Origin of the sequence: Lysinibacillus sp. NPDC097287 (genome assembly GCF_044761695.1) — a bacterium.
Classification (GTDB): Bacteria; Bacillota; Bacilli; order Bacillales_A; family Planococcaceae; genus Lysinibacillus.
In genome coordinates this window covers 121,161-147,581 of sequence record NZ_JBIWCX010000002.1, presented here as the reverse complement: position 1 = coordinate 147,581, position 26,421 = coordinate 121,161, and the positions used below count along the sequence as shown (strand labels likewise).

Sequence of the window (26,421 nt, the reverse complement as noted above, 5' to 3'; positions counted from 1 at the left end):
ATGACTAACTCATCTATTCGTGCATTTGGCATCGCAATTTTCTTAGTAGGAGCCTTGCTGGCACTGGCAGACCGATTCGATATCAACATTGGTTTATCATCGGTTGATCCCTCTTCAAATAAAGAAATTACGGAGTTACAGCAAAAGCTTGATGCTGCAAATAAAGAAATTACTTCTTTAAAAGAACAACTACCAGAAAAGTCGACAGCCAAGTCTGCATCAGAAGATAAAGGGTTAACTGACAATAAGGCTGAAGTTAAAGAACAAACAAAAGACTCTGCTGAATCGGCAGATACTAAAACAATGACGTTACAAATTTATAGTGGCGTCACACCTTATGTCGTAGCACAAAAACTTGAAGACGGCGGCATCATCCCAAATAGCGTCGAGATGGAACTCTTACTTGCCAACGCGAAATACTCACGTAGCCTACAAATAGGAGCCTACGAAGTAAATTCCTCCATGTCGATAGAAGAAATTGCAAAACTCATTACAGGAAAAAAATAAGGGTCATTACCAAAACATGCACTTCCCTTAAAATAAACTCCAATATATGTAAGCGCATGGAACGGGAGGCGGCGACTCCTAGGGGATCAGTGAGCTATTTGAGACCCTGCAGGAGCGAAGCGACGAAGCGGCTCAAGGCTCGCCCCCTGGAAAGCGTCCGCCTGTAGTGGCATGTGCCGTTAAGTACAGATTTTATTGAAAAGCCAAAAATAATATGAGAACGCCCCTAACCTTTAATAGTTAGGGGCGTTCTTTTAAATAGTTTGAAATTGTTCTATGAACGCTAACACCATTTGACTACCCTCTTTTGTACCGATTGATTCAGGATGAAATTGCAGGCCAAATACTGGATAGTGTTTATGTTGGATAGCCATTATTTCACCATCATCACTCGAAGTAGCTGTCACGATAAAATCCTCATGTAATGTACTAGGCTCAATAATGAGCGAATGATAGCGCATTACTTCAACTTCATTATCTAAATAAGCAAACAAACCTGTACGTTCATACTGTAATGTCGATAGTTTACCATGCATAATATTTTTTGCCTGTACGATGTTGCCACCAAATGCTTGACCAATCGATTGATGGCCAAGACAAATCCCTAAAATGGGGAACTTAGTGTGTAACTCTTTCACAACATCTACTGTAATACCCGCTTCATCGGGCGTTCCCGGGCCTGGTGATAAAATAATCGCCTCTGGCTGTAATGCCTCTACCTCTGCAATTGTCAGTTCATCATTACGCACAACTTTTACGTCCTTACCAAGCATGCTTACTTGCTGGTATAGGTTATATGTGAATGAATCATAGTTATCAATTAATAGAATCATTATTTTACCTCCAATAGCGCGCGGGCTTTATTTAATGTTTCCTCGTATTCAGATATCGGCACAGAATCATACACAACACCTGCTCCAGCCTGTACGTGAGCATGGCCATCTTTGACGATCATCGTACGAATGGCAAGTGCTAAATCCATATCCCCTGTAGAAGAAATATAACCAACCGCACCCGCATACACACCACGTTTCACAGGTTCCATTTCATTAATAAGCTGCATCGCGCGAATTTTTGGTGCGCCAGATACTGTACCAGCTGGTAAACACGCACTAAGTACATCTAACACATGCACGTCATCACGCAAATCACCGATAACCTCCGACACAATATGCATCACGTGCTTATAACGCTCTATATTCATATATTTTACGAGTTTCACCGTACCGATTTTTGAAATACGACCAATATCATTACGCCCAAGATCTACAAGCATACGATGCTCTGCAATTTCTTTGTCATCATTTAATAAGCCTTCCGCTATGGCTGTATCTAGCTCTGGTGTCTTCCCGCGTGGCTTCGTACCAGCTATCGGATTCGTCGTCACTTTGCGGTCTTTTACTTTCACTAAACTTTCCGGCGACGTCCCTAAAATCGTATACGCCCCGTAATCCATATAAAACATATATGGTGATGGATTCGACGTTCTTAGCTGACGATATAAGGCAAATGGATTACCCGAAAAAGGTGAAGTGAACCGTTGTGATAGGACAATTTGAAAAATATCACCTTTCACAATATGCGCTTTCGCACGTTCCACCATGGCTACAAATTCTTCCTTTGGAATCATTGGATGAAAATCTAATTCTCCTAAATCCATCACACCAAACGATGTACCTGCATGTAGTTGTGTTTCCATATCAGCAATTGCTGTATCCATATCTTCAAGTGAACGTCCCTCACTAAATAAATCAATTGCAGCTAACGTTATTTCCTGCTTTAAATGATCGAAGACGATAAACGTATCGTAGAAAAATACGTGAACATCTGGCATCTCTAAATCATCCTGCAAGTATTCACCAATTTTTTCTGCGTAAAACGCTGTCTCGTAGCCAAATAGGCCAATTGCTCCGCCGAAAAAACCAAATGGATAATCTGCCTCATGAAATGGCATTACTTGCTTTAACTTCGCCAGTACATCACCGCTCGATTTCTCAATATCTTCATTCTTGGTGAATGTATAGCCATCTTTGTCTCCTACTAATTCTGCAATCGGATTGACAGCGATAAATGAATAACGCCCACTTTCCTCATGCTTCGCGGATGATTCAAATAGCATTTTATGTTTTCCTACAAGTGATTGATAGACCGAAATCGGCGTCATCATATCCCCTTGCAATGCCTTCATGGCAAACTTTCTAAGCTCAACTGTCATACTCATTCTCTCCTTCGCTCTGCTCTGCTACACCCTAAATTGCATATAAAAAGGCCTTTCCATCATATAAAAGGACGGAAAAGCCGTGGTGCCACCTTCATTGGTCTACAAAAGACCCACTCAACTATACCCTGTAACGTGGGCTTACGCTAACCCCTACTTTAAATCACGCACCGACGTCAAACGCCAAGGTAATTATTGTTCGGTTCAGGGCTAGAGCTCCGAAGTCCATTCACTACTTGCTTTGTACTAGCTTCCACCAACCGCTAGTTCTCTATAACAAAATCAAATAGTTACTACTCTTCATCCATGCTGATTACTACTATCTATTGTAAAAGAAAGAGTCTCACAATTCAAATTATTTTTATTTGCGCAGCCAATTTTCTTCTAGTTGCTCATCAAGTATAATTTGCTGCTCTTCGAAAATTTGGCGAATCGCAAATAAAATATCCTGCTTCACGCCAAGTGTGTCCGCTGTATCATTCGTCGCCACAAAAAATCGAATAAGGACACGATAAGAAGTTGGATGGAATTCATCAATAAAGACATGAATCAAGTCTTTTTCCGTTTGTGCATGCAAATAAATTTGTTGATGAATGGCACTTAATGCATTACGCAAATTTGCTTCCTCATTGTCAGCTGATACATAGAGAAACTGTTCACATTTACGTTTTTCGCGTTTACTCAAATTATACAGCGGACGATTGACTAAGTAAGAGTTAGGCACGTAGACAAGCCCTTTGTCGCCTGTTTGAATAAGTGTACTGCGAAGGTTGATATCTTCAATCGTCCCTTCGATTTTTTGATCTTCTGTTGCTACCCAATCGCCAATTTGAAACGGCTTATCCAGTGCAACTGACATACCACCAAAGACATGTGCCAATGTATCACGAATACCAAATGCGATCGCCACACCCGTCAAGCCAATCCCTGTTAAGAAGCCATTTAAGTTAAACCCCCAAAGAGAAGCTATTGAAAACATCGCTAAAAACATAATAAGCACTTTCCCTATGCGTAAGAAAAATGGCATAAGTACATTTTGCTCATCCTCAATATTCAGAGACACCGGCTGCCTTGTATAATAATGCAACACATCATACACACCTTTAAAAGCAAAAAACACGATTAACGACATTACAAAGCTCTTCGTCGACTCAGGCTTTAAAAAAGACCTTTCGAATAATTGCGCAAAGCTATACACTATGACTGCTGACATAAACGCATAGCGAATTGCTTTACTAAAATGAGCAAGCACCGTAGCATAAAATGGCTGTGAGCGCTTCTTTAAAAACGCTACACACTTTGTTATTATTTTTTCTAATATATAATGCTGAACCAACCAGCCTATTACACAAACCACGAGTACAACGAGGATTTCCATCCAGGATGGCATTGTTATATCTGGTATTAACCAACTCAAATTCGATAAATCCATTTCATTCTCCTTTATTTTGTATCTTCGTCAAAAAATTTACCCCTTCCATAATCGGGAGGAGTTAGAATTCTCTATAGAATTGTATCATCTGCAAAGAATACTTTATTGGCAAACCAAAAATAATCCTCATTAAAACTATTTTCACACATGGCAATGACTGAAATCTCTGCATGATGTTTCTCCATTATTTCTTGGATTAACGTTTTCACACATGGCTCTTCTAAACGTTGTCCATCTGTCGGCATACCTTCTGTAAAAATTATGATATTAGCATCCGTGCACTGCTGATTTTCTTGCAGAAGACCTTTAGCAAACTGTAATACAGGTATGATAGCCGCATCGCCTTCCCCAGCACATTCAATAAATCCCTTAAAATCCTGTAAATTTAAATGCCCTTTTTCAAAGCGGTAATGGACGTGAAAGTGATTATTATACGGTACAATATATAAATCTCGGTGCTCACGATGTGCCTTGACGAATAATGGCAAGATCATACTTTTGCAACTTTCGGAATATACCGCCATTCCATCAGTCTTCTCTAAGCAAATAATTATCGGCCCTGGCTCTTTTTTATATTTGGCGAATGGGACAAAAAAAACATTGCCCTCTTTCTTTGTTTGATGCTTAATTTCGTGGAGTTTCACATCGTGCCATTTACGCTCATAATAGTGTCGTTGCTCTTCTCCATTCGATAGGCGTTCTTCTAGTTCAATGGCTGGTATATTTTCTTCTAGTTCATAAATAATTTCAAATAATGTAATTGCAGATGCCGCCATATTTCGCAATGATTCGCTATTGAAAAAATAATCAATGAAAAAATATTGTTCTTCTTCACTTAACTCGTTCACATGTAAGTTCTTATATAAAAAGAGCAGTAGTTCACGATGCTCTGCTGTTAAAGTCAGGTCTGATTTTTCTACGTATTTTTCTACAATATGCTCCACAAAAAAAGCACCTCCAATACACACTGCGTTTGAGTAGTTTCTATAGTATATCCGTTTTTAGCTTTTGACAACAATAAATACATACTACAGTAAGAAACGAAATGTTAACATGTTACGTTGCATCAAATAAAACTATTTTCACTTCATCCTGACAATAAAAAAGAGAACGGCTTCTATTTCGCCCTTCTCTTTTCCATTAATTATTCAATTCATAATGTTTGCCTTTGATTAAGTAAAATAAATGTTCAGCGATATTTGTGGCATGATCAGCCGAGCGCTCTAAATAACGACAAATAAACGTCAAATGTGTAATTTGATGAATATGCGCGGGATTTTCAGCGCCAGCTCGAATTAATAAGGTCACGGTTGCGCCATACAAATCATCGACATAATCGTCTAGCTCAGCAATTTCCTTTGCCCTTACTGTATCTTCTTCTGTAAATGCTGTAATGATATTCTCTAACATTTCCACTGTTTTATTGCACATCGTTTGCAAATTGTTCATCGGGAAAACAAGTGGGTCTTTGCCAATCCGAATCGTCTCTTTCGCAATATTCACGGCATAATCGCCGACTCTTTCCATATCCGATGCCGCCTTTACAAGTACCATAAGACGGCGTAAATCCGTCGCTACCGGTTGTTGTTTCGCAATAATTAGAATTATACGATCATTAATCTCTTCTTCTAGACGATTAATGATTAAATCATCTTCTAATACTTTTAAAGACTTCTCTAAATCTTGTTCAACTAGTGCATTAAATGCAGTTTTCAACGCTTGGATACTACTAGTTGCAATCTCTACAAATTGCTTTTGCACCTCTTGCATTTCTTGTTCAAAACGTTCGCGTACAATCATCCAATCTTCCTCCTTAGCCGAAGCGTCCTGAAATATAATCTTCTGTACGTTGATCTGCCGGTGTTTGGAAGATGACGTCCGTTTTATCGTATTCAATTACTTCGCCACTTAAGAAAAAGGCTGTTCGGTCTGAAATACGAGCTGCTTGTTGCATATTATGTGTCACGATGACAATGGAATAGTCTTGTTTCAGTTCTTGTACAAGCTCTTCTACTTTTAAAGTCGAAATCGGGTCAAGTGCGGATGTTGGTTCGTCCATTAAAATGACATCTGGCTCAACAGCTAAACAACGTGCGATACAAATACGCTGTTGCTGACCACCGGAAAGACCGTATGCATTTTGGTTTAAGCGATCTTTTACTTCATCCCAAATAGCTGCACCACGCAGTGATTTTTCAACAATCTCATCCAAGATTTTTTTATTTTTAATGCCGTGAATACGAGGACCGTAGGCAATGTTATCATAAATTGATTTTGGGAATGGGTTTGGCTTTTGGAATACCATCCCTACTCTCGTACGTAGCTCTTCAACCGTATAACCCTTGTCTAAAATATTACGCTCACGATATAAAATTTCACCTGATGTACGAACAATCGGCACAAGCTCTACCATACGATTTAACGTTTTTAAATACGTAGACTTCCCACAACCAGAAGGGCCAATAATTGCCGTTACTTCATTTTCATAAATACTTAAATTTACGTCTTTCAAGCCGTGGTGATCGCCGTACCATAAATTTAAATTTCTCGTATCATACACAATATTACGTGCCACTTCCGTTACTGGCTTTGCACCCGTATGGATCTTTTTGACAAATGTTTTTTCTTCTTGAATATTCAGTACCATTTGGTCACCTCATTAATAACGTTTTTGGAATTTATTTCGTATAAAGATAGCAATTGAGTTCATCAGTAATAACACTGTCATGAGCACTAAAATACCTGCCGAAGCCACGTATTGGAATGCCTCTTGTGGTCGTTTTGCCCAGTCATAAATTTGCATTGGCAGAGCCGTAAACTGACTTAATAAGCCGTCTGGTAAAAACTGTAGAATAACTGGGATCCCAAGCACAACAAGTGGAGCTGTTTCACCAATTGCACGTGATAGGGCTAAAATACTTCCTGTTAAAATCCCAGGAATAGCAGCTGGTAACACGACACGCAGAATCGTTTGCCATTTCGTTGCGCCCATACCGTACGAAGCTTCACGCTGTTCACTCGGAACTGCTCGAATAGCTTCCTGCGCTGCTACAATGATTACCGGCAAAATGAGTAAACTCATCGTAAAGCCTGCTGCTAAGATACTTTTTCCAAGTTCCATCATACGGACAAAAATCGTTAACCCAAGTAGACCAAATACAATCGAAGGTACACCTGCTAGGTTCGAGATATTCATGCGAATAAAGTCATTCAACCTATTTTTCTTTGCGTATTCTTCTAAATAAATCGCCGTTCCTACACCAAGGATAATGGACACAGGTGCGACCACACCCATTAACCAGAGTGAACCAATTAGTGCTGCCTTAACGCCTGCTCTATCTGCGAAACGTGAAGCAAAATTTGTTAAGAAGTCTATATTTAAGTAACCAATACCTTGCGTCACAATTCTGTATAGCAAAATTGCCAGCGTGACAAGTGCGAAAGTCGTTGCTAAGAAAAACAATGCCTTCCATACTTTATTGAATGTAATACGCTTGGTCATCCGCTTCATGACGGCTGTTTCATCGATATAGCGCATGCTAGTAAACCTCCCGGAAGCGTTTCGAAATGTAATGAGCGAGTAAATTCATCACTAATGTGAAAATGAATAATGTGAACCCTACTGAATAGATCGAGTAGTAAATTGTTGTGCCATATCCTGCGTCACCTGTTGATACTTGTACGATATATGCAGTCATTGTTTGAATTGAATCCGTAACATTTAGGTCAAACTTCGGTGTTGATCCCCCTGCTAGAGAAACAATCATTGTTTCACCTATTGCCCGGGAAATAGCTAGTACAACTGATGCGATAATACCCGACAGTGCAGCTGGTAATACTACTTTTATCGCAACTTCAAACTTCGTTGCCCCAAGTGCTAATGCGCCTTCACGCATACTGTTCGGCACACTTGACATCGCATCTTCAGATAGAGACGTAATCATTGGTAAAATCATAACTCCAACGACAATCCCTGGACTCAGTGCATTGAAGATTTTAAGACCTGGAATTAATTCTTGTAAAATCGGTGTGACAAATGTTAATGCGAAGAAACCATAAACGATCGTTGGTACGCCGGCTAACACTTCTAATATTGGCTTAATCGTACGTCTTGTTTTCTCACTCGCATACTCACTTAAATAAATCGCAGAGCCTATACCAAACGGTACTGCTACGACAACAGCAATAAATGTTACCTTCAACGTTCCTGCAATAAGTGGTAATATCCCAAACAACGGTTCCTTTCCTGAGAACGGTAGCCACTGTGTACCAAATAGGAAATCCGTAATCGACACACGCTTGAAAAATTCAAACGTTTCAAAAATAAGGGTGAAAACAATGCCAAATGTCGTCAAAATAGAAATGAGCGCTGCAGAAAATAATAGAGCTGGCATTGCTTTTTCCACTATTTTCTTTGTTTTATGATTGCGTGAATTCGCAATTAATTGCTGCACAGATGATGACTTATTTTCTTTTTGTGAAACCATGGGGTGCTCCTTTCAAGCAAGTAAGGGAAAGAGTATACTCTCCCCCTTCAAGCATACCTACTTATTTTAGGCCTTCTAAAGTTGTTAAACCTTCAGCATACTGTTCATCTGGTAGACGCACATAGCCCACTGCCTCTGCCATATCTCCAGCATTTTCAAGTGTGAATTTCATGAAGTCATATGAAGCTTCGTTATTTTTGATAGAGTCATTTTTCACGTATGTGAATAGTGGACGTGATAGCGGCGTATAATCCCCAGCTTTAATCGTGTCATGCGTTGGTTCTACCCCGTTGACTTTCACAATGCTTAACTTATCTTTATTTTCAAGGTAATACGCGAAGCCGAAGAATCCGATTGCGTTTTTATCGCCAGCAACACCTTGTACTAACATATTGTCATCTTCTGATAGTGTTGCAGAACTTACTAAATCAGCACCATCTAGAATAACTTCATCGAAATAATCGTACGTACCAGAGTCAGTACCTGGTGAGTAGAAGATAATTTCTTCTGCTGGCCAAGATGGATCTAAATCCGACCATTTCTTCGCTTTTCCATCTTCCGTCCAAATTTGTTTTAACTGTTCTACTGTTAAATCCTTTGCCCAATCATTTTCTGGATTGACAACTACTGATAAACCATCATAAGCTAGCGCTAATTCCGTATAAGCAATACCCGCCTCTTCAAGTTTAGCTTTCTCTTCATCTTTTATATAACGAGATGCATTTGAAAAGTCTGTTTCCCCTGCGATGAATTTTTCAAAACCACCACCAGTTCCTGAAACACCTACCGATACTTTGACATCTGGCTGTGCACCTGCATACTCTTCTACAACCGCTTCAATAATTGGTGCGATTGTAGATGAACCGTCCCCAGCTACAGTTCCTTGCAGTTTTTTGTCCTCTGCTTCTTGTCCTGAACTTGCTGGTGAATTCGTTTCTGCATTGTTACCATTTTGAGCTGAGCTATCGCCGCCACATGCTCCAAGCATTAAAGCTGAACCCATTACCGCTGTCATCGTTAAGTACTTCCACTTTTTCATCTCATTTGCCTCCGTCATTAACTTTTTTATAGTTGTTTGCCTTACAATCTTTACTATAAAGACTGATTGTTGAAGTCGTATAAACTATTCGTAAAAGAGACGTAAATGAATGTAATGCTTTGTAAATGATTGTAAAGATGCGTTTACAATTGAATTAATTGCTTCCTACGCTTACGATGCTATAATAAGCAATTGTGTTGTAAAATAACAAAAGAGGTGTTTGACATTATCACGAAACATGCACATTTGCAGAATGCTGACTACTTTAAAACGTATTTAACACTTGTCATGGATCATCGAGACTTTTCCTTACAGGAAGCTATCGATTTTATGATACAGTCTTATTTCAATCATAATTTAGAGCTTTATGGCGTAAAGCCAAAGCAGCAATTCGAATTAGCTATACAGCAACTTTCCGTATAAAAAATAAGCGACTTTCTCTGTAATTGAGAAAGTCGCTTATTTTTATTACTTCATTATAGGTAGAAAAAACACCGGACTATTAAAAACCTCAGTATTTTTCCTTATTCTTGTTCATCTTCACCAATTTTATCTTCTGTTATTGCTGGTAGAATTGGTTGTTCTACATTGCTTTCAGAAACTTTAGTCGATTCATATTTAGCCTTTAGCTCAAAATATTTATCAAGTGAACGTCTAGCAATGCTATTCGCGTGAGGATGCGAAACATTATAGTTTGTTGTTGCCCAAGGAATAATAACAGCATAGGCAATTTCAGGATTTTCGTATGGCGCAAAACCTACATGTGAATAGCTTTTTAATTCTGTACCCCAATATTCTTTTAACGGTCCAAAATAAACTACCTCGGCTGTCCCCGTTTTACCCGCTGCTGTGTACGGTGTATTCCTAAACTGTCTCCCAGCAGACCCTTGCGAACCAACATAAACACGGCGAAGCCCTTTTTTCACGTGATCAATTTCTTCTGTTGGATTATCGATTCGGTTTAAAATAGTTGGTTCAATCTCTGTTGCTAATGGGCCAAGTTGTTGTCCGTCTTTTGACGGCTCACGTACTTCTTTCACTACATGCGGTTTAATTCGATAGCCGCCATTTGCCACCGTCGAAATATACTGCGCTAATTGTAACGTTGTATACGTATCGTACTGCCCTATCGCTAAATCGAGTGTTTTACCACCCATCGTTGGACCAGATGGACCAGTCACCCCACTAACTTCATTTGGTAAATCGATACCTGTTTTGACACCTAGACCAAATTGTGCATAATTATTACGCATTGTTGGGAAAGTGTTTTCGTTCGCGCGTAACGGCATATTATAGCTATATGGCGTACCGTTTAGAAGCAACGCGATTTGAAACATATAGGAGTTAGACGAACGTTCAAGCGCCATTAAATCATTCATTGAAATATAGCCACTTCGGTTGAAAATCGAACTCTTCGGTTCCGTATTCATTAATTTAATTGGTTGATCCCCCAAAGTAGTTCCCATTGAAATAACACCTTGGTTATAGCCCATTAATACAGTTGCGGCTTTAACAGTAGAGCCTGCCTCATATGCCGTTGTAAAGGTGCCGTAAGCATAATCTAAAACCACATTTTTTCCAGTATCAGGATCCTTCTCGATTTTCTTTCCAACCATCGATAAGACATCTCCAGTATTTGGATCCATCATTACTAAAAAGGCACGGTCTAATAAGTGCGAGCCACCTGATGCTTTTAAAGACATTAACTCTTCTTCTAAAATTTTCTCTGTTTCTGCTTGCAGTTCACTATCAAACGTTAGTACTAAATCCTTACCTGGCTCGCCCTCATACGTTGTAATCGTATCGACAACTTGCCCTTTTTTATTGGTAATATTTTTGACGACTGTTTTTTGACCTTGAAGTAGCTCTTCGTACTGCGCTTCGATATAACTTTCACCTACTCGGTCATTTCGTGCATAATCTCGTGCTAAAAAGTAATCAAGCTTTTCATTAGGAATCCCTTTGATAGGGAGTGTTGTGCGTCCTAAAACTGATAGTGGTGACAATTTTACGCGCTTCCAATCCGTTGTCGTATTCACACCTGGTAATTCTGTTAGGCGTTCTGAAACACGTGCAAATTCATCTGCCGATACGTTTTCACTTTTAATAATTTGCGGTGATAAGTTATACCCTGACGCCATTTCACGATAGATTGCAAGCACTTCTAAATCGGCTTCCGTTAGTTGCGCTAATTCCTCGTCTGTAATACGCTCACGGACAAGCTTATCAACCGCAGCGTTTGCTTCACGCGTAGTAATATCTTTTCGTTCATTAATTTCTTTTACTTCTTCCTTAGATACTTTTTCATAAGCCACATCACGATTTTTTAATATCCAAAAATCATATTTATCACGCATTGTCACACGATTCGTTGGCTGTTCGATTAAAGCGGCTAATTTCTCCGCAATTTCTAACATTTCTTCTGTTTTTGTCGTTTGCATTTTCGTATAGGTAATCGCATTTTCTGGCTGATTATCAACTAAAATACGCCCGTAACGGTCATACATACGCCCCCTCGGTACACTAGTATTCACCGGTACTTCCTCTGTGCGTTCTATAATTCGCACATAATCTTCACCTTTTACAATTTGCATATATCCAAGTCTAAAAATTAACATTGAAAACATAAGAAATATAGAAAAGAAAAGGACATTCATACGAAATGTTAAATTAGAATTATGCTTCGCCTTTACACTCGATGCACGACTCTTCCCTGGTGTTTTGCGCATATGGATCCCCCTCCTTTATACATATTTATTCAAATATACGATACTTAGTATACCACCCGAAGCCACGACAGAAAAGTACGGTCTATCACCAGTGTGCATTAACATCAATTACTCTTGTACAATAAACTTCCTTTTAAAATCCTTTAATATCGTTCAAAGTTTTATTTTATTCATTCGGTGTTCCTGCGCCCACTAATCAACATGAAGTAGTATTCATCTAATAGACGGCCTTCTTTTAAGATAAGTTTCATATATTTGCTCATTTTATCAAAGTATATTTCATAATATAATATTTTGTTCGATATTGTACTTTAACTAGCTTACTTTTTATATAGGATTTAATTTCCTATAATACTAGTTCAATGAAGGTTAATTTCGTGAAAAAATATGTACTTAGCTGTATCCTCTTTATCTTAGTAGTAAGTTCTTTCAGTATACCTAAAGGTCATACACAAGCATTTGACGATCCTACCCATGGTCCAGGGTTAAATCTTCTAAGTGAAAAAAATGCATTATTACCTGAAAGTGATGGTAAATACAATCCTTACCGAAAAGTCACACGCGCTGAATTTTCATTTTTTATTGCTAAAACGTTCGATTTACCTGTTAAAAAAGATACTTCTTTTAAAGACGTTCCTACAAGCAACCGCTATATTTCAGGCATTCAAAGTGCAGCAGCAGGCATCGTCACTGGTTATACAAAAACCAATGAATTTAAGCCAAACGAATTGATTAGTCGTCAACAAATGGCAGTCATGATTAATCGTACATTTGACTATAAGAAAGTACAGAAAAAAACTACACAACTAACGTTTACTGATACGTCAAAAATCGCTAAAGATTATCGTGATGCTGTGGCAACAGGTGTTGCTCTATCCATTATAAAAGGTTTAGAAAACAACACTTTGGGTCCACAAGAAAACGCTACGATTGCTCAATCAGCAACATTTATTTACCGCCTCAAAAATTATATAGATACACAAGTTGTTGACAAGTAACTCTTTAGTACGGCTACTATTCAAAATGGTCAATATGTAACCGCACAAAAATTTGACACTGCAAGTGAAGCCATTCAAGCAATGCCTGAAAACGGCGTCGTACTGAAGCAGGGTAAAGTTATCGCGATGTCAGCTGGAATTGCTGTATTAAATAAACCAATCTCTTATGAAATTACCTGTACAGATAAGATGCCTCTTGCTAAAAATACAGAGCTTGAATATGTTAAAAGTGACGGAAGCAAGATAACAGTTAAAATTGGTGATCGCACAGGTACATTATCAATAGTAGATATTATCCTAATTCCTGCACTTTCGGAATTAGATCGATCTTATTATGAAGTAGTAAATAGTAAGTTAGTGTTTAAAATCTACTCTCATACCAATGGAAGCTTTGAGGGCGAAAATGTGATTGGTGTTGCCCCTGACTTTATGAAAGCAGATACTAAATACTTCAGTACAGATGGCATTACCTTTACAACAAGAGATGGTAAGAAGGTAGGTAAAGCCTATAATTACTATCAATTTTTGCCGTTGCGAACAAAAACTGCTTACACAGCAAAAGAAATTGATGCGTATATAGCACGGGAGTTGAAAGATCGTGAAGCAAAAGGCTCAAGTGGTGATACTGAAACCTATGGATATGGAGCGGTGCTCGGATCAAAAGAAGTTGGTATGAATGTGAAATATGCCGCAGATACAAATTGGGGTGCAAAGGCTGCAGCTCACTATTATGCATTTGAAAAAGAGTCAGGATTTAAGGATGCTAAACAAAATTACAAAATCGGATTTACAAACGATTCAGACTATCTGTATCTACGTGTTCGTATAGGTCCGTCTACTTCTTTTGACGAATTATACAACTATAAACGCTTCAACCTGCCTGTATTAGTATATGGCGAGGAAAATGGATGGTATAAAATCACATCCGATAAATTACATGACAAAGCCGTATACATTAGAGGTGATTATATAACGTTACAAGAAACGACTAAATAACAGATTTTTCCACATCAATTTTGTTGCCATAGAAAAGGATGTCTCGAAAATTATCGAGACATCCTTTTTAATTTCAACTCTATGTTTTGCGCCAAAAATAATCTATTTTTTAAAAAAATTTATTATTTAGCAGCTTGGAATTTAGCTTCTACTACATCCCAGTTTACAACGTTCCAGAATGCACCGATGTAGTCTGGACGACGGTTTTGGTAGTTTAAGTAATAAGCGTGCTCCCAAACATCTAGGCCTAGGATTGGTGTTTTACCTTCCATGATTGGAGAGTCTTGGTTTGGTGTAGAAGTTACAGCAACTGAGTCGCCATCAACGATTAACCAAGCCCAACCTGAACCGAAACGAGTTGTTGCAGCTTTCGCGAACTCTTCTTTGAAAGCATCAAAAGAACCGAATTTAGCATCGATTGCTTTTGCTACTTCGCCAACTGGTGTATTAGAACCGCCTGGAGCGATTATTTCCCAGAATAATGAGTGGTTTGAGTGACCGCCACCGTGGTTACGTACTGGTGTTTGTTTGTCAGCTGGAAGTGCATCGATGTTAGCGATTAATTCGTTAAGATCTTTGCCAGCAAATTCAGTACCTTCTACTGCTGCGTTTAAGCCAGCAACATAAGTATTGTGGTGTTTAGTGTGGTGAATCTCCATTGTTTTTGCATCGATATGTGGTTCTAATGCGTCATAAGCGTAAGTTAATTGTGGTAATTCGTAAGCCATGTTTGTGTTCCTCCCTAAATTAAAGAAATATTAATACATTCTTAGATTATCAAAGTTGGTCAAACCATTCAATGAAAATAACCTCAAATGTAAGATTTCAGCCTTTTGACTGAAAAACCAATCAGAATACTAAGTACCCAATTTTATAACTCGTTAAACATTTTATTTAGATTGCAATAAAGAAAATTACAATCATAGCAACCTGAAGAATCGCCTTCGTCACGGTAGACGTTAAAAATCCGACCAGTGAACCGATCCCACTTTTCACAGCTTCTCCTACCTTACGACGCTCCACTAAAAGCTCTGCAATAACTGCGCCTAAAAACGGACCGATTAATATCCCCGCAAACGGAATCACAAATGGACCAATTAACAAACCAATTGTACTCCCCCACATGCCGGCATTCGAACCACCAAACTTTTTAATGCCAAATGCATTTGCAACAGTATCTGCGCCAAACAGCAATACAACAAATAATATTTGAATGATCCAAAACCACCAACTAAGCTCTTCAAACGAGAAAAATGCTCCGTATAGTAAAAATCCTCCTATTAAAAATATCACGCCTGGTATAATCGGATAGATTAATCCGACAAACGACACGACAAAACAAGCAATAACTAATATCCAGCCGACGATCTCCATAGTATTCTCTCCTTTTGAAACACATTGCTTACTATACGTATCAAAGCGGAAAAAAGTTTCAACGCGATCAATGTCGAATCCCTAATATAGAATCAGCAATATTCACTGCATGATCACCTATTCGCTCTAAATTACTAACAATATCCGTGAAAACAATACCTGCTGCTCCGTTACATTCATTTGAATTCAAGCGTGCAATATGCTTTTGACGTAGCTTACCTTCCATATCATCAATCAAGCTCTCGAGCTCCGTCACTTCCTGCGCAAGACTCAGACTAGCTGTATCAAGTGCCTCAATACTCTTGCGCACCGCTTCAATCGCTAAACTAAACATACCGATTAAATCCTGTCTTGCTGACTTACTTAAATTTACTTCATGATGCTCCTTATACTGCAAGAGCTCTAAAATATTTTCAAAATGATCCCCGATACGCTCAATATCACGGACATTTGTTAGCAGCATATGATGACGGACGGAATCAGCACGCGATAACGGTTGATTGGATACCATTACTAAATAGTTTGTTATTTCTTTATCTAGATTATTCAATACCACTTCGAGCTGTAAAACAATAGGAATATATTCCGCATCACCCGTTTTCATATATTGGAACGTTTCTTCTAAACCTCTCAGTGCATAATCTCCCATCCGAAGAACCTCTTCTTTCGCCTGACCAAGCGCAATGGAAGGCGAAGAATCGATAAATGTAGGGTCTAAATGCTTTGCTGTTACATCAATATCTCCATCTGTACCGGGAATAAGTTTCGTTACCAATGCCGCTAGTATTGCGATAAATGGTAATTGAATCATTGTATTGATTATATTAAATGAGCCATGAGCCACTGCTATTTGCATCCGTGGTTCTAAGTGAAACATTTCACTTACCCATACAATATAGTGTGTAAATGGTGTTAAGAAAATAATAAAAATAATTGTGCCAATGACATTAAACAATACATGCGCAGCCGCTGCCCGTTTTGCGTAAATTGAAGCACCTAACGACGCTAATACGGCGGTAATTGTTGTACCGATATTTTCTCCAAATAATACTGGGAGAGCGCCCTCTAATCCCATTAATTGTTCTGCATATAAGCCTTGTAATACACCGACTGTTGCTGTCGAACTTTGCACGATTAATGTAAAAACGGTTCCGACTATAACTCCCCAAATTGGCTGGTCACTAATATGTAAGGTTAAATCGGCAAACGTCGATAATTTATGAAGGTATTGTATGCTTGCCCCCATTAGTTCAAGCCCTAGAAATAAGCCCCCAAAACCAAAGACAATTTGCCCGACATGATGATAACTTTGCTTTTTAAAGAAAAATATGAGTGCTGCACCAATCGCTAATAAAGGATAAAAATACACATCAATATTAATACCAATAATAAATGCTGTAATGGTTGTACCAATGTTCGCCCCCATGATGACTCCAATTGCTTGCCGTAACGTTAAAAAGCCAGCGCTAACAAGTCCAACTGTAATAACTGTCGTTGCTGAGCTTGACTGAATACATATTGTTACCACTATACCGACCAACACACCTACTAGTGGATTTGTTGTAAAACGGTTCAGCCATTCTCTTAATCTATCATCTGCAGATTTCTGTAAACCTTCACCCATTAATTTAATGGAAAATAAAAATACACCTAATCCACCTAAAAACTGAAATAGCATACTTTGCCACTCTATCGTCAATTGTTTTCGCTCCAATTCCCATATCTCTACTAGTCTATCACTAATGATTAATAGAAAATCTACAAAAAGTAAAGAAAACATACAACTTCTTTACATAAAGTTAACAATCTTATACAACCATTCCCACCTAAACACTCATTCTTTAATGTCACACATGAACATGATAGAATAACGATTGGAGGAGATACTTTATTATGAAACACTCACAATTATTTATCGATAGCCTAATTCATCCAAAAAAACTAGCAGCCTATCGTTTATTACCAATTGGTAAAGTCATTCAATATACTTTTTTATTAATTTCGCTAGTTACAGTCTTTTCATTCGGTCAGTTTACAGCAGGTGTAGACGTTGATACTTTTAATATGAGCGGCTTAACAGCATACATAGAAGAAATTAAATGGTTGTTATATCCAGTGACATTACTAGTGCTTTTTATCTTTACGACAATGCTTATCTTCGGTCAAATTGCACTCTATGCACTAGCAGGTTTATTCTTCTTGAAGGTCATGAAGCGCCGCGGAGAATACCGCAACGTTTGGCGTACGACTACCTTTGCTATGACATGGGCAACGATCCTAAGCGTACTAGCAGCATATCTACCGATTAGTAATACAATAACTTCTATTTTCTCATTATTATTAACACTAACTCTATTAATTATTGCCTTTACCAAGTATCCAAAACAACCAATAATAAAATAATGTGCATGATTCCCCTTCCTTCTCAATATAGTGTAGAAAAGGAGGGGATTTTTTGCGCGCATTTCTACTAACATTAATTATTGTGCTTGTTGCATTCGTTGTGAAAATAGATTTAACTGAGGGCACATTGCCACTTGCAGCCTTTTACCCAAAGGAAACTGAAGAACTCTGCGAAGAACAGCTTGAACCTAGTTACATTAACATTCAAGTCATTCAAGGTGACAGCATTCATAGTTTATTTGCCATGAAACCCGCAAAAGTACCAATGACCTTCCCTGAACGCTTACAGCTTTTTTACCAACTAAATCCACATTTACAATTACAGGAACTAGTTCCTGGCGAAAATATTAAACTTCCACTATCATTTGGACTCGAAAACTTATGCGGAAAATGAAAAGTTAACGTTTCTTCCTTGTTCTTATTTTCCTACACTGCTAAAATAAATGACAGTGACGGCCAAAAGTAGCGGCCCGAAAAGGAGAGAAAGTTAATGAGTGAAATTTGTCACCGTACAAAAACGCGTCCTGTACGTGTCGGTAATTTAACGATTGGTGGTAGTAATGAATTATTCATTCAAAGTATGTGTACTACAAAAACACATGATGTCGAAGCAACAGTAGCTGAAATTCTTCGCTTAGAGGAAGCAGGTTGCCAGATTGTACGTGTCGCAGTACCAGATGAGCGTGCAGCAGATGCAATTGCCGACATAAAAAAACAAATTCATATTCCATTAGTAGCTGATATTCATTTTGACTATAAATTAGCTTTAAAAGCAATTGAAAATGGTATTGATAAAGTACGTATTAATCCAGGTAACATTGGGCGTAAAGAAAAAGTAGAAGCAGTTGTAAATGCAGCAAAAGCAAAAGGGATTCCAATTCGTATCGGGGTAAACGCTGGTTCTTTAGAGCGTCATATTCTAGAAAAATACGGCTACCCTACTGCTGACGGCATGGTAGAATCTGCACTACACCATATTAAAATTCTAGAAGACTTAGATTTCCACGATATTATCGTGTCGATGAAAGCTTCTGACGTAAACCTTGCGATTGAGGCGTATGAAAAAGCAGCTAAAGCATTTGACTACCCTCTTCACCTAGGGATTACTGAATCAGGCACACTATTTGCCGGTACTGTAAAATCAGCTGCTGGTCTAGGTGCAATTTTATCTAAAGGAATCGGAAACACTTTACGTATTTCACTATCAGCTGACCCAGTTGAAGAAATTAAAGTAGCACGCGAATTATTAAAGTCATTCGGTCTTGCTTCTAACATGGCAACACTTATCTCGTGCCCTACTTGCGGTCGTATTGAAATTGACTTAATCTCCATTGCCAATGAAGTGGAAGAATATATTTCTAAACTAAGTGTACCTCTAAAAGTAGCAGTTCTTGGCTGCGCAGTAAATGGTCCTGGTGAAGCCCGTGAAGCTGATATCGGGATTGCCGGTGCACGAGGCGAAGGTTTGTTATTCATGAAAGGCAAAACTGTCCGCAAAGTACCTGAAGCAACAATGGTAGAAGAATTGAAAAAAGAAATCGACAAATTAGCTGCAGAAATGTTAGAAAAACGTGAAGCAGAAGAAGCTAAGACACAAGCCTAAGGAGGTGCGAGCATGACAAAGCCTCGATTTGGTATAGATATTGACGGAACAGTAACGTGTCCAGCTACACTCATTCCGCATATTAACAAACAGTATAATGTCAACATCACACTGGATGATGTCTGTGAATATGATTTTTTATCCGCATTCCCACATCCAGTGGATCGCGCAGCTTTTCAAACATGGTTTAAAGAAAATGAACCGTATATGTATGAAGTATCAGAAGCTGCACAGGATGCCAAGTCTATTTTAAATGCTTGGCGTAACAACTATGAGCTCTATTATATTTCTGCCCGTGGTGAAAATGTGTCAGATATCACCGTGAATTGGTTCAAATCACAAGAGATACCTTATGATCATATCGAGCTTATCGGTAGCCATGACAAACTAGCGGTTGCTAAAAAACATGGTGTTCAAGCTTTCTTTGAAGATAAGCATGATAATGCCGTGATGCTCGCTGAAGAATTAAAAATACCAGTTGTATTATTCGATACACCTTATAACCGCCTTTCTGTGCCTGACAACGTTATACGTGTCTATAACTGGCAAGAAGCAAATCAATTCATAACAAACTATTTCAAATAAAATGAGCCGTGTTCAGTAATTTGAACGCGGCTCATTTTATTTTTATTTTTCGAGTGAATGGATTATTGAACTATTAGATTTCTACTATCCCCCTCACCCAACGTTCTACAAAGATTTCAAACGTAATACCGTACGTTTCATAGACATTATGATACACAAAATACACACCTAATCTATCAAGCATCTCATCATTAATCTTTATAAAGCCATCTCCTTTATAATGGAAATTCATTATGAAATCACATATAAAAAAGGTTCTTCACCCAATTAGGTACTTGACAGTACATTCCACTCCAGGCGGACGCTTTCCTGGGGGCGAACCTTGAGCCTCCTCGTCGCTTCGCTCCTGCGTGTTCTCAAGCTGTTCGCAAATCCCCAAGGAGTCGCCGCCTTCGTTCCATGTGCTCAGCAAAAGGTTTATTTTAAATCAAGTATATATTGTGATAATGACCCTAAAAAAAATGAAGAAAAAACAATCTCACTCGCAAATCATACAATTAATGCGACTTTCCTATATATCAACCTACTCGTTGCAAAAACGTCACAATCTCCTGCCCACATACCCTTTATTCAGGTTTTTCTTTTCGATAAGATAAGAATAACAATTTGTGAAACAGGAGGGTTACTTGTGAAATCGATGAAAAAAGTAGTTTTTATCATTTGCCTTAGTACACTTTTGACCGGCTGTGGTGATCGACTCACAGAAATTAAGGATGCTGCATCTGGCATTAATGCGGCGGCAGACTCAGCGGCGAGTGCGTTAAGCCCGGATGTTCATTCTGTACGGGCTATTAAAATAACTTATAACGATGAAACTTTCACGATAAATGATCTATTTAAAACCATATTACGTGATACACGCTGGGAATATGACGCAGATGAAGGAAAGCTTGTTGTGATAGGGACATGGATTGACCCATTATTCGTAGAACAACAATGGGATGACGCTTATAAAAAACAATTAGCAGAGACTGGAGAAGTAACGGTAACAAGTTTTATTCAAGATGACAAAATTAATAGTGAACTTTCAGATGCAAAGCTTACATTCAATGGTGAAGTTATTTTACATATGACGGGTGAAGATGCTCTAAACCATCTATATGAGACATATATACACAAATAAAACCGATAGCTTTTCTAACGAAACCCCGTTTAGAAAAGCTATTTTTATGCCTCGATAATAATTTTTAATATTCTTACTAGTCTATCTATTATATACTAGAATAATAGCTTCACATTTTTGTCACAAAGGGGTTTTGCTATGAATAGAAAGCACGCGGGGGTTTTAATCGGGGGAATCCTATTGCTTGTTCTTGCAATGGGTATTAGCCGCTTCGCATTTACACCAATTTTACCGTTTATGCGAAGAGATGCGGGTTTCACACTTGAAACTGCTGGTTACTTGGCGTCAAGTAATTATGTTGGCTATTTTATAGGGGCATTATGGGCAGGATTTTTGTTCCGCCACAAAAAAATGATTCTACTTATTAATGTATTGCTAAACGTTGCATCAGTAATTTGGATGGGCTTAACTGAGATGTTCACACTTTGGTTATTGTTACGACTCATTGCTGGCATAACAAGTGGATTTATTTTTGTGTTAACTTCTAGTATTATTATGGATTATTTGGCAAAAGAGGTGCTCACGAAGTGGTCAGGCTATTTGTTTAGCGGAATCGGACTTGGCATTGCCATTTCAGGTCTCTTTGTACCGTATTTAGAGTTGGCTTACACATGGAAAGGTGCATGGCTTGGACTTGGATTGCTCTCACTCGCCTTCTTCTGCGTCACACTTGTCACATGGCGCAATTTAACGATACAAGACGGCGTCAAGCAAGTTAAGGCATCTAGTGGGAAAATGACAGCAGGCTTTATGCCCTGGCTCATTGCTTCCTATGGGTTAGAGGGACTTGGTTATATAATAACCGGGACTTTTTTAGTCGATATTATTCATAATATCCCTCCACTCGAAGCGTATTCATCTTACAGTTGGGTAGTCGTTGGACTTGCTGCTGTACCATCTGCACCCGTATGGATTGTGTTATTATCAAAATACTCACCAGTCCGTATTTTAACGGTTGCATATGTCATGCAGGTTTTCGGGATTTTACTCCCAGTCTTTTCACAAACTGTAACTAGTGTATTACTGTCATCGTTTTTATTTGGCTTAACTTTTGTTGGGATCGTAACATTGACAACGTCTTATGCAAGACAGCTCTTCCCAACACAAAGTAACGCAGTAGTATCCATTTTAACAACGTTTTATGCGCTTGGACAAATTATCGGACCAATTGTCGCCGGTAAGCTAGCGGCACATTACGATAGTTATAAGGCGGCTTTATTATTTGCGGGTGTGATGGTTTCTGCTGCCCTACTGATTATGCTCATAGGACATTTCAAAACACATCTACGTGCCGAAACCAGTAATACCGCGACCACAATCGAAACGTAAGATTTAATGTGAATTTTTAGCCATGGTGAAAACGTTTAATCGTTTCCACTATGGCTTTTTCTTCGATGCCGTTGATTTCCGTTCCGGCGGACGCTTTGCCGCTGACGCTTCGCTTTCGCGCAGAGCAAGAGCTTCCTGGGGGCGAACCTTGAGCCCAAGGAGTCGCCGCCTGTAACGGAAATCAACGGGTGCCTTGAACAAACTCTAATAGATCTTCACAAAGAGTTCATTGACTTAATTGTTTTTCAACGATGTGTATACACTATGCGTTTATCGCATAGTATATTTTTTATTCAATCTTACAAATTTGAAATGTCGCTACTTATTATTTGTATAGTATAAAACCATCACGTTATAATCAAAGTATCACGTGATGGTTTGGGGGTGTTTATATTGGGACAGAGAAATTAAAAATTGGTGAACTTGCTGAAAAAACAGGTATTACGAAAAGAACAATTGATTATTACACAAATATGGGCTTGTTAGAAGCCGAACGTTCCGCATCCAACTATCGCTACTACGAATCTACAATGATTGACCGTCTCCAATATATTGAACAACGAAAACAGGATGGTTTATCACTCGAAGAAATTCAAGGGGAATTACATATCCCCCCTTACGAAGAAGTCGATGTGCACACGATTCGGTTAAAGATGCAAAACTTAGAGAATGACTTAGCTTCCCTATTAGCTCAATTGGATAATCAAGATCAAAAAAATGTTCAATCAATAAAAAAAAATGTTTCAACAGAAAGTATTGCACTTATGCAATCTTTACTACTACTTATTAATTAGGAGGTGACGTTCTGTTTTTTTGTAGAAACAGAACGACTATTTGACCATACTTAACTTATCAATTTTCATCATTTTATTAGCATTTACAGCATTTTTCGTTGCGACGGAATTTGCCATCGTCAAAGTACGTACATCAAGACTTGACCAGCTTATTGCTGAGGGCAATAAAAAAGCAATCCCTGCAAAGCATGTTGTTGACCACTTAGATGAATACTTATCTGCCTGTCAGCTAGGTATTACGGTAACTGCCCTTGGTATCGGGATGGTCGGAGAAAAAACATTTGAATTTATGCTGCATCCCCTATTTGAGACGATTGGGATTTCAGATAAATATATGAGCATTTTCACAATTGGTTCTGCATTTGCCATTGCAACATTCCTACATGTTGTTGTTGGTGAATTAGCACCAAAGACGGCAGCAATTCAAAAAGCAGAAAAGATTACCCTGTTATTCGCTAAACCAATTATGATTTTCTACAAAATAATGTACCCATTCATTTGGTTCTTGAACGGCTCAGCTCGAGTACTTGTTGGACTTTTCGGCATGAAGCCCGCTTCTGAACATGAATTATCACATACGGAAGAAGAATTGCGTTTACTACTTTCGGAAAGCTTTAAAAGCGGTGAAATCAATAAAACCGAATTAAAATACGTTAACAACGTTTTTGAATTTGACGAGCGCATTGCACGTGAAATCATGGTGCCACGCACAGAAATTATTGGTATTGAAAAAAATGACACATATACAAATATGATTCACTATATTGCTTCAGAAAAATATACGCGCTACCCTATTTATGACGGAGACCGCGATAATATTTTAGGCTTTATTAATGCCAAAGAATTATTCGCACATGGTTTAATAGATAAAATAACAGATGAAACACTTGTACTAGATGATTTTATCAACCCTGTCATCCGCGTAATTGAGACAATCCCAATTCAGGAGTTATTAGTCCGCATGCAAAAAGAACGCATCCACATGGCAATCCTAATGGATGAATACGGTGGTACTTCTGGTCTTGTAACTGTTGAAGATATTTTAGAAGAAATCGTTGGTGAGATCCGCGATGAATTTGATGACGATGAGATTGCTGACATTCGAAAACTAAATGACAATCATTATATTTTAAATGCTAAAATGCTTGTTGAAGATGTTGAAAAGTTACTAGATATCTCACTTGACGCAGAAGATGTTGAGACACTAGGTGGTTGGTTCTTAACTGCTAATAATGGCAATAAAACAGCGATAAATATTGAGCTAGCATCCTATGTATTTAGTGTATACGAACAACATGGGCATCAATTACATTATATTGAAGTCCGTCCATTACAAAAATTATTACACGAGGTCTCAGAAACAAAATAATATCAATAGTAGTTTATTGATAGTCTAAATAAAAAAATAAGGCTAATCCGACTACAATTTTCTACAAGAACCCCATTATTAGAGGGCTAATCTAACCAAAAGTTTTAGGCTTGTTCCATTTTTAGCCACCACTCTATATAATTAGGAGTATAGATATTATTTTTTCTCAGGGGGCATAGTTATGAAGTTATTCAAGCTTTATCATTCAGATGGCATTCACATTATTACAGATGTAAAAAAACACAAAACTAATATCGAACTAAAAACAATTACTGGCGAGGTTTTATATATTATCGTAGTGACTGACGAAAACTACACTGTGTATGATGACCGTTTTGCTGGTGCTTCAAAACAGTTAAATTCAGTAGAAGCTTTTGATATAGACGGTAGTTTCCGCAGTCTAGACTTTGATAATATGCGCGAGTTATTCCGAGAAGCTTTTACAAAGCTTCTACAGGAAATTGCTGAATGTGTGAACGACCGAGATGAGCTTGTAGACATCGATACACTACGTCATAAAATAAGTGCTCAAATAAAGGGCATCCACTTTCGTGTTATTTCTGACACAAAAAAATACGAATATTAAAGACATCCTCTCACTATCTACTCAATAGATAGTGAGTTTTTTCTATTTCAAACACTTTTCATCGTTGATTATACAAAGAAACTATATGTGAACAATAAATATTATTCTATACTTGCATGGTTAATTTACCGTAAAGCAAGGTACCTGTTTTCTTATTATTTCGTGTATACTGAATGAAAACAACCTAAAAGAAGGGGTATTTTAATGCATCGTGAACAACTTATTGCACTCATCTCCGATAAACTTAAATTAATTCGTACCGAAAAAGAATTTACGCAAGATCAAATGAGTGACTTACTAGGACTCTCAAAGAAAACACTCGTCCAAATCGAAAAAGGTCGTATCCAGGCAGGCTGGACTACAACGGTTGCAGTTTGTGCCCTATTCCGTGAAAGTTCCATTTTGCAACATGAGCTTGGTGGAGATCCACTTGAAGTCGTTGATTTAATCGCGAATCATGGTACATTACTGCCAAAAGAAAAAACAATGGGTGGATACATATGGTGGAAAAATATCTCAGATCATGAAGGCTATCGTCTACAGCAAAACGCCATTAGCAATCATTATCGTATTTTAGATACGAACAACTACCGTCTTCTATCCAGTTTTGAAGAAGAAATAATTAAAGATGCTTGGGCAAAAATCCAACAGAAGTCATAAAAAATGCAAGGAAGCCTATCATTAGACTTCCTCACATTTTTCACATCATCACAAAAAGACATACAATAATACTATAGCAGTACACAATCCCACATATTCGAAATAGTAGACGCCCCTTCAGTATTGGCAGCTGTCTATCTAACCAGTAATGGTACATAAAATGGATAATCGCGATCAATAAAATCCAGC

At 38.2% G+C, this 26,421-nt stretch carries 28 protein-coding genes and 1 other annotated feature; of the genes, 14 read left to right on the top strand and 14 right to left on the bottom strand.

What is annotated here, in order from left to right; all coding sequences use genetic code 11:
• Positions 1-507 (top strand): hypothetical protein, encoded by a 507-nt coding sequence (locus tag ACIQ2D_RS03785; RefSeq protein ID WP_402859634.1) that lies wholly within the window; start codon positions 1-3, stop codon positions 505-507.
• Between the two features lie 254 nt (positions 508-761).
• Here ACIQ2D_RS03785 and ACIQ2D_RS03780 read toward each other — a convergent pair whose 3' ends face one another.
• From ACIQ2D_RS03780 to ACIQ2D_RS03740, 9 genes are all read right to left on the bottom strand, one after another.
• On the bottom strand, positions 762-1,340 hold the full coding sequence (locus tag ACIQ2D_RS03780) for an anthranilate synthase component II (protein ID WP_402859631.1): 579 nt from the start codon (positions 1,338-1,340) through the stop codon (positions 762-764).
• Entirely contained in the window at positions 1,340-2,722 is a 1,383-nt protein-coding gene (gene trpE / locus ACIQ2D_RS03775; protein WP_402859628.1) for an anthranilate synthase component I, read from the bottom strand. The genes ACIQ2D_RS03780 and trpE overlap by 1 nt, the downstream gene beginning before the upstream one ends.
• A 67-nt stretch (positions 2,723-2,789) precedes the next feature.
• Positions 2,790-3,041: a binding site (T-box leader), on the bottom strand.
• A 45-nt stretch (positions 3,042-3,086) separates the two neighbouring features.
• The gene (locus ACIQ2D_RS03770; RefSeq protein WP_402859625.1) at positions 3,087-4,157 is read right to left on the bottom strand and encodes a mechanosensitive ion channel family protein; all 1,071 of its coding nucleotides are present in this window, start codon (positions 4,155-4,157) and stop codon (positions 3,087-3,089) included.
• Between the two features lie 71 nt (positions 4,158-4,228).
• Positions 4,229-5,101, bottom strand: a complete 873-nt coding sequence (locus ACIQ2D_RS03765; protein ID WP_402859622.1) for a hypothetical protein — start codon at positions 5,099-5,101, stop codon at positions 4,229-4,231.
• Between the two features lie 196 nt (positions 5,102-5,297).
• Positions 5,298-5,957 (bottom strand): phosphate signaling complex protein PhoU, encoded by a 660-nt coding sequence (phoU, locus tag ACIQ2D_RS03760; RefSeq protein ID WP_402859619.1) that lies wholly within the window; start codon positions 5,955-5,957, stop codon positions 5,298-5,300.
• A 13-nt stretch (positions 5,958-5,970) separates the two neighbouring features.
• Entirely contained in the window at positions 5,971-6,804 is an 834-nt protein-coding gene (gene pstB, locus ACIQ2D_RS03755) for a phosphate ABC transporter ATP-binding protein PstB (protein ID WP_402859616.1), read from the bottom strand.
• 12 nt (positions 6,805-6,816) lie between these two features.
• The gene (pstA, locus tag ACIQ2D_RS03750; RefSeq protein WP_402859613.1) at positions 6,817-7,695 is read right to left on the bottom strand and encodes a phosphate ABC transporter permease PstA; all 879 of its coding nucleotides are present in this window, start codon (positions 7,693-7,695) and stop codon (positions 6,817-6,819) included.
• A gap of 1 nt (position 7,696) precedes the next feature.
• Positions 7,697-8,644 carry a phosphate ABC transporter permease subunit PstC gene (gene pstC / locus ACIQ2D_RS03745; protein WP_402859610.1) on the bottom strand — a complete coding sequence of 316 codons (948 nt, stop codon included), beginning with the start codon at positions 8,642-8,644 and terminating at the stop codon, positions 7,697-7,699.
• Positions 8,645-8,705: 61 nt separating this feature from the next.
• Positions 8,706-9,683 carry a PstS family phosphate ABC transporter substrate-binding protein gene (locus ACIQ2D_RS03740; RefSeq protein ID WP_402859607.1) on the bottom strand — a complete coding sequence of 326 codons (978 nt, stop codon included), beginning with the start codon at positions 9,681-9,683 and terminating at the stop codon, positions 8,706-8,708.
• Between the two features lie 216 nt (positions 9,684-9,899).
• Between ACIQ2D_RS03740 and ACIQ2D_RS03735 the strand changes: the two genes are divergently transcribed.
• Positions 9,900-10,106: a hypothetical protein gene (locus tag ACIQ2D_RS03735; RefSeq protein WP_402859604.1), complete on the top strand. Its 207-nt coding sequence runs from the start codon at positions 9,900-9,902 to the stop codon at positions 10,104-10,106.
• 101 nt (positions 10,107-10,207) lie between these two features.
• Here ACIQ2D_RS03735 and ACIQ2D_RS03730 read toward each other — a convergent pair whose 3' ends face one another.
• On the bottom strand, positions 10,208-12,412 hold the full coding sequence (locus tag ACIQ2D_RS03730; RefSeq protein ID WP_402859601.1) for a peptidoglycan D,D-transpeptidase FtsI family protein: 2,205 nt from the start codon (positions 12,410-12,412) through the stop codon (positions 10,208-10,210).
• A gap of 377 nt (positions 12,413-12,789) precedes the next feature.
• On the opposite strand from ACIQ2D_RS03730, the gene ACIQ2D_RS03725 reads away from it, so the two are divergent.
• Both ACIQ2D_RS03725 and ACIQ2D_RS03720 read left to right on the top strand, forming a co-directional pair.
• On the top strand, positions 12,790-13,410 hold the full coding sequence (locus tag ACIQ2D_RS03725) for an S-layer homology domain-containing protein (protein WP_402859598.1): 621 nt from the start codon (positions 12,790-12,792) through the stop codon (positions 13,408-13,410).
• A gap of 81 nt (positions 13,411-13,491) precedes the next feature.
• A complete protein-coding gene (locus ACIQ2D_RS03720) occupies positions 13,492-14,406 on the top strand; it encodes a hypothetical protein (protein WP_402859595.1) in 915 nt (304 codons plus the stop codon).
• A gap of 122 nt (positions 14,407-14,528) precedes the next feature.
• Here the strand turns inward: ACIQ2D_RS03720 and ACIQ2D_RS03715 are convergent, their stop codons facing one another.
• From ACIQ2D_RS03715 to ACIQ2D_RS03705, 3 genes are all read right to left on the bottom strand, one after another.
• Complete coding sequence (locus tag ACIQ2D_RS03715) at positions 14,529-15,134, bottom strand: superoxide dismutase (RefSeq protein WP_402859592.1); 606 nt, start codon at positions 15,132-15,134, stop codon at positions 14,529-14,531.
• 166 nt (positions 15,135-15,300) lie between these two features.
• A complete protein-coding gene (locus ACIQ2D_RS03710; protein ID WP_402859589.1) occupies positions 15,301-15,780 on the bottom strand; it encodes a DUF456 domain-containing protein in 480 nt (159 codons plus the stop codon).
• Positions 15,781-15,847: 67 nt separating this feature from the next.
• Complete coding sequence (locus ACIQ2D_RS03705; RefSeq protein ID WP_402859586.1) at positions 15,848-17,479, bottom strand: Na/Pi cotransporter family protein; 1,632 nt, start codon at positions 17,477-17,479, stop codon at positions 15,848-15,850.
• Positions 17,480-17,673: 194 nt separating this feature from the next.
• On the opposite strand from ACIQ2D_RS03705, the gene ACIQ2D_RS03700 reads away from it, so the two are divergent.
• From ACIQ2D_RS03700 to ACIQ2D_RS03685, 4 genes are all read left to right on the top strand, one after another.
• Entirely contained in the window at positions 17,674-18,183 is a 510-nt protein-coding gene (locus tag ACIQ2D_RS03700) for a DUF1189 family protein (protein WP_402859583.1), read from the top strand.
• A gap of 52 nt (positions 18,184-18,235) precedes the next feature.
• Complete coding sequence (locus tag ACIQ2D_RS03695) at positions 18,236-18,577, top strand: hypothetical protein (protein WP_402859580.1); 342 nt, start codon at positions 18,236-18,238, stop codon at positions 18,575-18,577.
• Positions 18,578-18,673: 96 nt separating this feature from the next.
• Complete coding sequence (gene ispG, locus ACIQ2D_RS03690) at positions 18,674-19,786, top strand: flavodoxin-dependent (E)-4-hydroxy-3-methylbut-2-enyl-diphosphate synthase (protein ID WP_402859577.1); 1,113 nt, start codon at positions 18,674-18,676, stop codon at positions 19,784-19,786.
• A gap of 12 nt (positions 19,787-19,798) precedes the next feature.
• Positions 19,799-20,371 carry a 5' nucleotidase, NT5C type gene (locus tag ACIQ2D_RS03685; protein ID WP_402859574.1) on the top strand — a complete coding sequence of 191 codons (573 nt, stop codon included), beginning with the start codon at positions 19,799-19,801 and terminating at the stop codon, positions 20,369-20,371.
• Positions 20,372-20,444: 73 nt separating this feature from the next.
• On the opposite strand, the gene ACIQ2D_RS03680 is transcribed toward ACIQ2D_RS03685, so the two are convergent.
• The gene (locus ACIQ2D_RS03680) at positions 20,445-20,603 is read right to left on the bottom strand and encodes a hypothetical protein (protein ID WP_402860642.1); all 159 of its coding nucleotides are present in this window, start codon (positions 20,601-20,603) and stop codon (positions 20,445-20,447) included.
• A 405-nt stretch (positions 20,604-21,008) separates the two neighbouring features.
• Between ACIQ2D_RS03680 and ACIQ2D_RS03675 the strand changes: the two genes are divergently transcribed.
• The 6 genes from ACIQ2D_RS03675 to ACIQ2D_RS03650 all read left to right on the top strand — a co-directional run bounded on the left by ACIQ2D_RS03675 (position 21,009) and on the right by ACIQ2D_RS03650 (position 26,232).
• Positions 21,009-21,494 (top strand): hypothetical protein, encoded by a 486-nt coding sequence (locus tag ACIQ2D_RS03675; RefSeq protein ID WP_402860618.1) that lies wholly within the window; start codon positions 21,009-21,011, stop codon positions 21,492-21,494.
• 138 nt (positions 21,495-21,632) lie between these two features.
• Complete coding sequence (locus ACIQ2D_RS03670; protein ID WP_402859571.1) at positions 21,633-22,823, top strand: YbfB/YjiJ family MFS transporter; 1,191 nt, start codon at positions 21,633-21,635, stop codon at positions 22,821-22,823.
• A gap of 392 nt (positions 22,824-23,215) precedes the next feature.
• Complete coding sequence (locus ACIQ2D_RS03665) at positions 23,216-23,617, top strand: MerR family transcriptional regulator (protein ID WP_402860615.1); 402 nt, start codon at positions 23,216-23,218, stop codon at positions 23,615-23,617.
• A 40-nt stretch (positions 23,618-23,657) separates the two neighbouring features.
• The gene (locus ACIQ2D_RS03660; RefSeq protein ID WP_402859568.1) at positions 23,658-24,986 is read left to right on the top strand and encodes a hemolysin family protein; all 1,329 of its coding nucleotides are present in this window, start codon (positions 23,658-23,660) and stop codon (positions 24,984-24,986) included.
• Positions 24,987-25,167: 181 nt separating this feature from the next.
• Entirely contained in the window at positions 25,168-25,572 is a 405-nt protein-coding gene (locus tag ACIQ2D_RS03655; RefSeq protein ID WP_402859565.1) for a hypothetical protein, read from the top strand.
• Between the two features lie 204 nt (positions 25,573-25,776).
• On the top strand, positions 25,777-26,232 hold the full coding sequence (locus tag ACIQ2D_RS03650) for a helix-turn-helix transcriptional regulator (RefSeq protein ID WP_402859562.1): 456 nt from the start codon (positions 25,777-25,779) through the stop codon (positions 26,230-26,232).
• Positions 26,233-26,421 lie beyond the last annotated feature (189 nt).

What these genes read in the sequence shown, in the direction of transcription:
- trpE (WP_402859628.1), bottom strand. Translation starts at nt 2,722, where the DNA reads ATGACAGTTGAGCTTAGAAAGTTTGCCATGAAGGCATTGCAAGGGGAT.
- phoU (WP_402859619.1), bottom strand. Translation starts at nt 5,957, where the DNA reads ATGATTGTACGCGAACGTTTTGAACAAGAAATGCAAGAGGTGCAAAAG.
- ACIQ2D_RS03780 (WP_402859631.1), bottom strand. Translation starts at nt 1,340, where the DNA reads ATGATTCTATTAATTGATAACTATGATTCATTCACATATAACCTATAC.
- ACIQ2D_RS03740 (WP_402859607.1), bottom strand. Translation starts at nt 9,683, where the DNA reads ATGAAAAAGTGGAAGTACTTAACGATGACAGCGGTAATGGGTTCAGCT.
- ACIQ2D_RS03685 (WP_402859574.1), top strand. Translation starts at nt 19,799, where the DNA reads ATGACAAAGCCTCGATTTGGTATAGATATTGACGGAACAGTAACGTGT.
- ACIQ2D_RS03655 (WP_402859565.1), top strand. Translation starts at nt 25,168, where the DNA reads ATGAAGTTATTCAAGCTTTATCATTCAGATGGCATTCACATTATTACA.
- ACIQ2D_RS03670 (WP_402859571.1), top strand. Translation starts at nt 21,633, where the DNA reads ATGAATAGAAAGCACGCGGGGGTTTTAATCGGGGGAATCCTATTGCTT.
- ACIQ2D_RS03770 (WP_402859625.1), bottom strand. Translation starts at nt 4,157, where the DNA reads ATGGATTTATCGAATTTGAGTTGGTTAATACCAGATATAACAATGCCA.
- ACIQ2D_RS03680 (WP_402860642.1), bottom strand. Translation starts at nt 20,603, where the DNA reads ATGAATTTCCATTATAAAGGAGATGGCTTTATAAAGATTAATGATGAG.
- ACIQ2D_RS03710 (WP_402859589.1), bottom strand. Translation starts at nt 15,780, where the DNA reads ATGGAGATCGTCGGCTGGATATTAGTTATTGCTTGTTTTGTCGTGTCG.
- ACIQ2D_RS03650 (WP_402859562.1), top strand. Translation starts at nt 25,777, where the DNA reads ATGCATCGTGAACAACTTATTGCACTCATCTCCGATAAACTTAAATTA.
- ACIQ2D_RS03700 (WP_402859583.1), top strand. Translation starts at nt 17,674, where the DNA reads ATGAAACACTCACAATTATTTATCGATAGCCTAATTCATCCAAAAAAA.
- pstB (WP_402859616.1), bottom strand. Translation starts at nt 6,804, where the DNA reads ATGGTACTGAATATTCAAGAAGAAAAAACATTTGTCAAAAAGATCCAT.
- pstC (WP_402859610.1), bottom strand. Translation starts at nt 8,644, where the DNA reads ATGGTTTCACAAAAAGAAAATAAGTCATCATCTGTGCAGCAATTAATT.
- ispG (WP_402859577.1), top strand. Translation starts at nt 18,674, where the DNA reads ATGAGTGAAATTTGTCACCGTACAAAAACGCGTCCTGTACGTGTCGGT.
- pstA (WP_402859613.1), bottom strand. Translation starts at nt 7,695, where the DNA reads ATGCGCTATATCGATGAAACAGCCGTCATGAAGCGGATGACCAAGCGT.
- ACIQ2D_RS03675 (WP_402860618.1), top strand. Translation starts at nt 21,009, where the DNA reads ATGAAAAAAGTAGTTTTTATCATTTGCCTTAGTACACTTTTGACCGGC.
- ACIQ2D_RS03715 (WP_402859592.1), bottom strand. Translation starts at nt 15,134, where the DNA reads ATGGCTTACGAATTACCACAATTAACTTACGCTTATGACGCATTAGAA.
- ACIQ2D_RS03730 (WP_402859601.1), bottom strand. Translation starts at nt 12,412, where the DNA reads ATGCGCAAAACACCAGGGAAGAGTCGTGCATCGAGTGTAAAGGCGAAG.
- ACIQ2D_RS03785 (WP_402859634.1), top strand. Translation starts at nt 1, where the DNA reads ATGACTAACTCATCTATTCGTGCATTTGGCATCGCAATTTTCTTAGTA.
- ACIQ2D_RS03720 (WP_402859595.1), top strand. Translation starts at nt 13,492, where the DNA reads ATGCCTGAAAACGGCGTCGTACTGAAGCAGGGTAAAGTTATCGCGATG.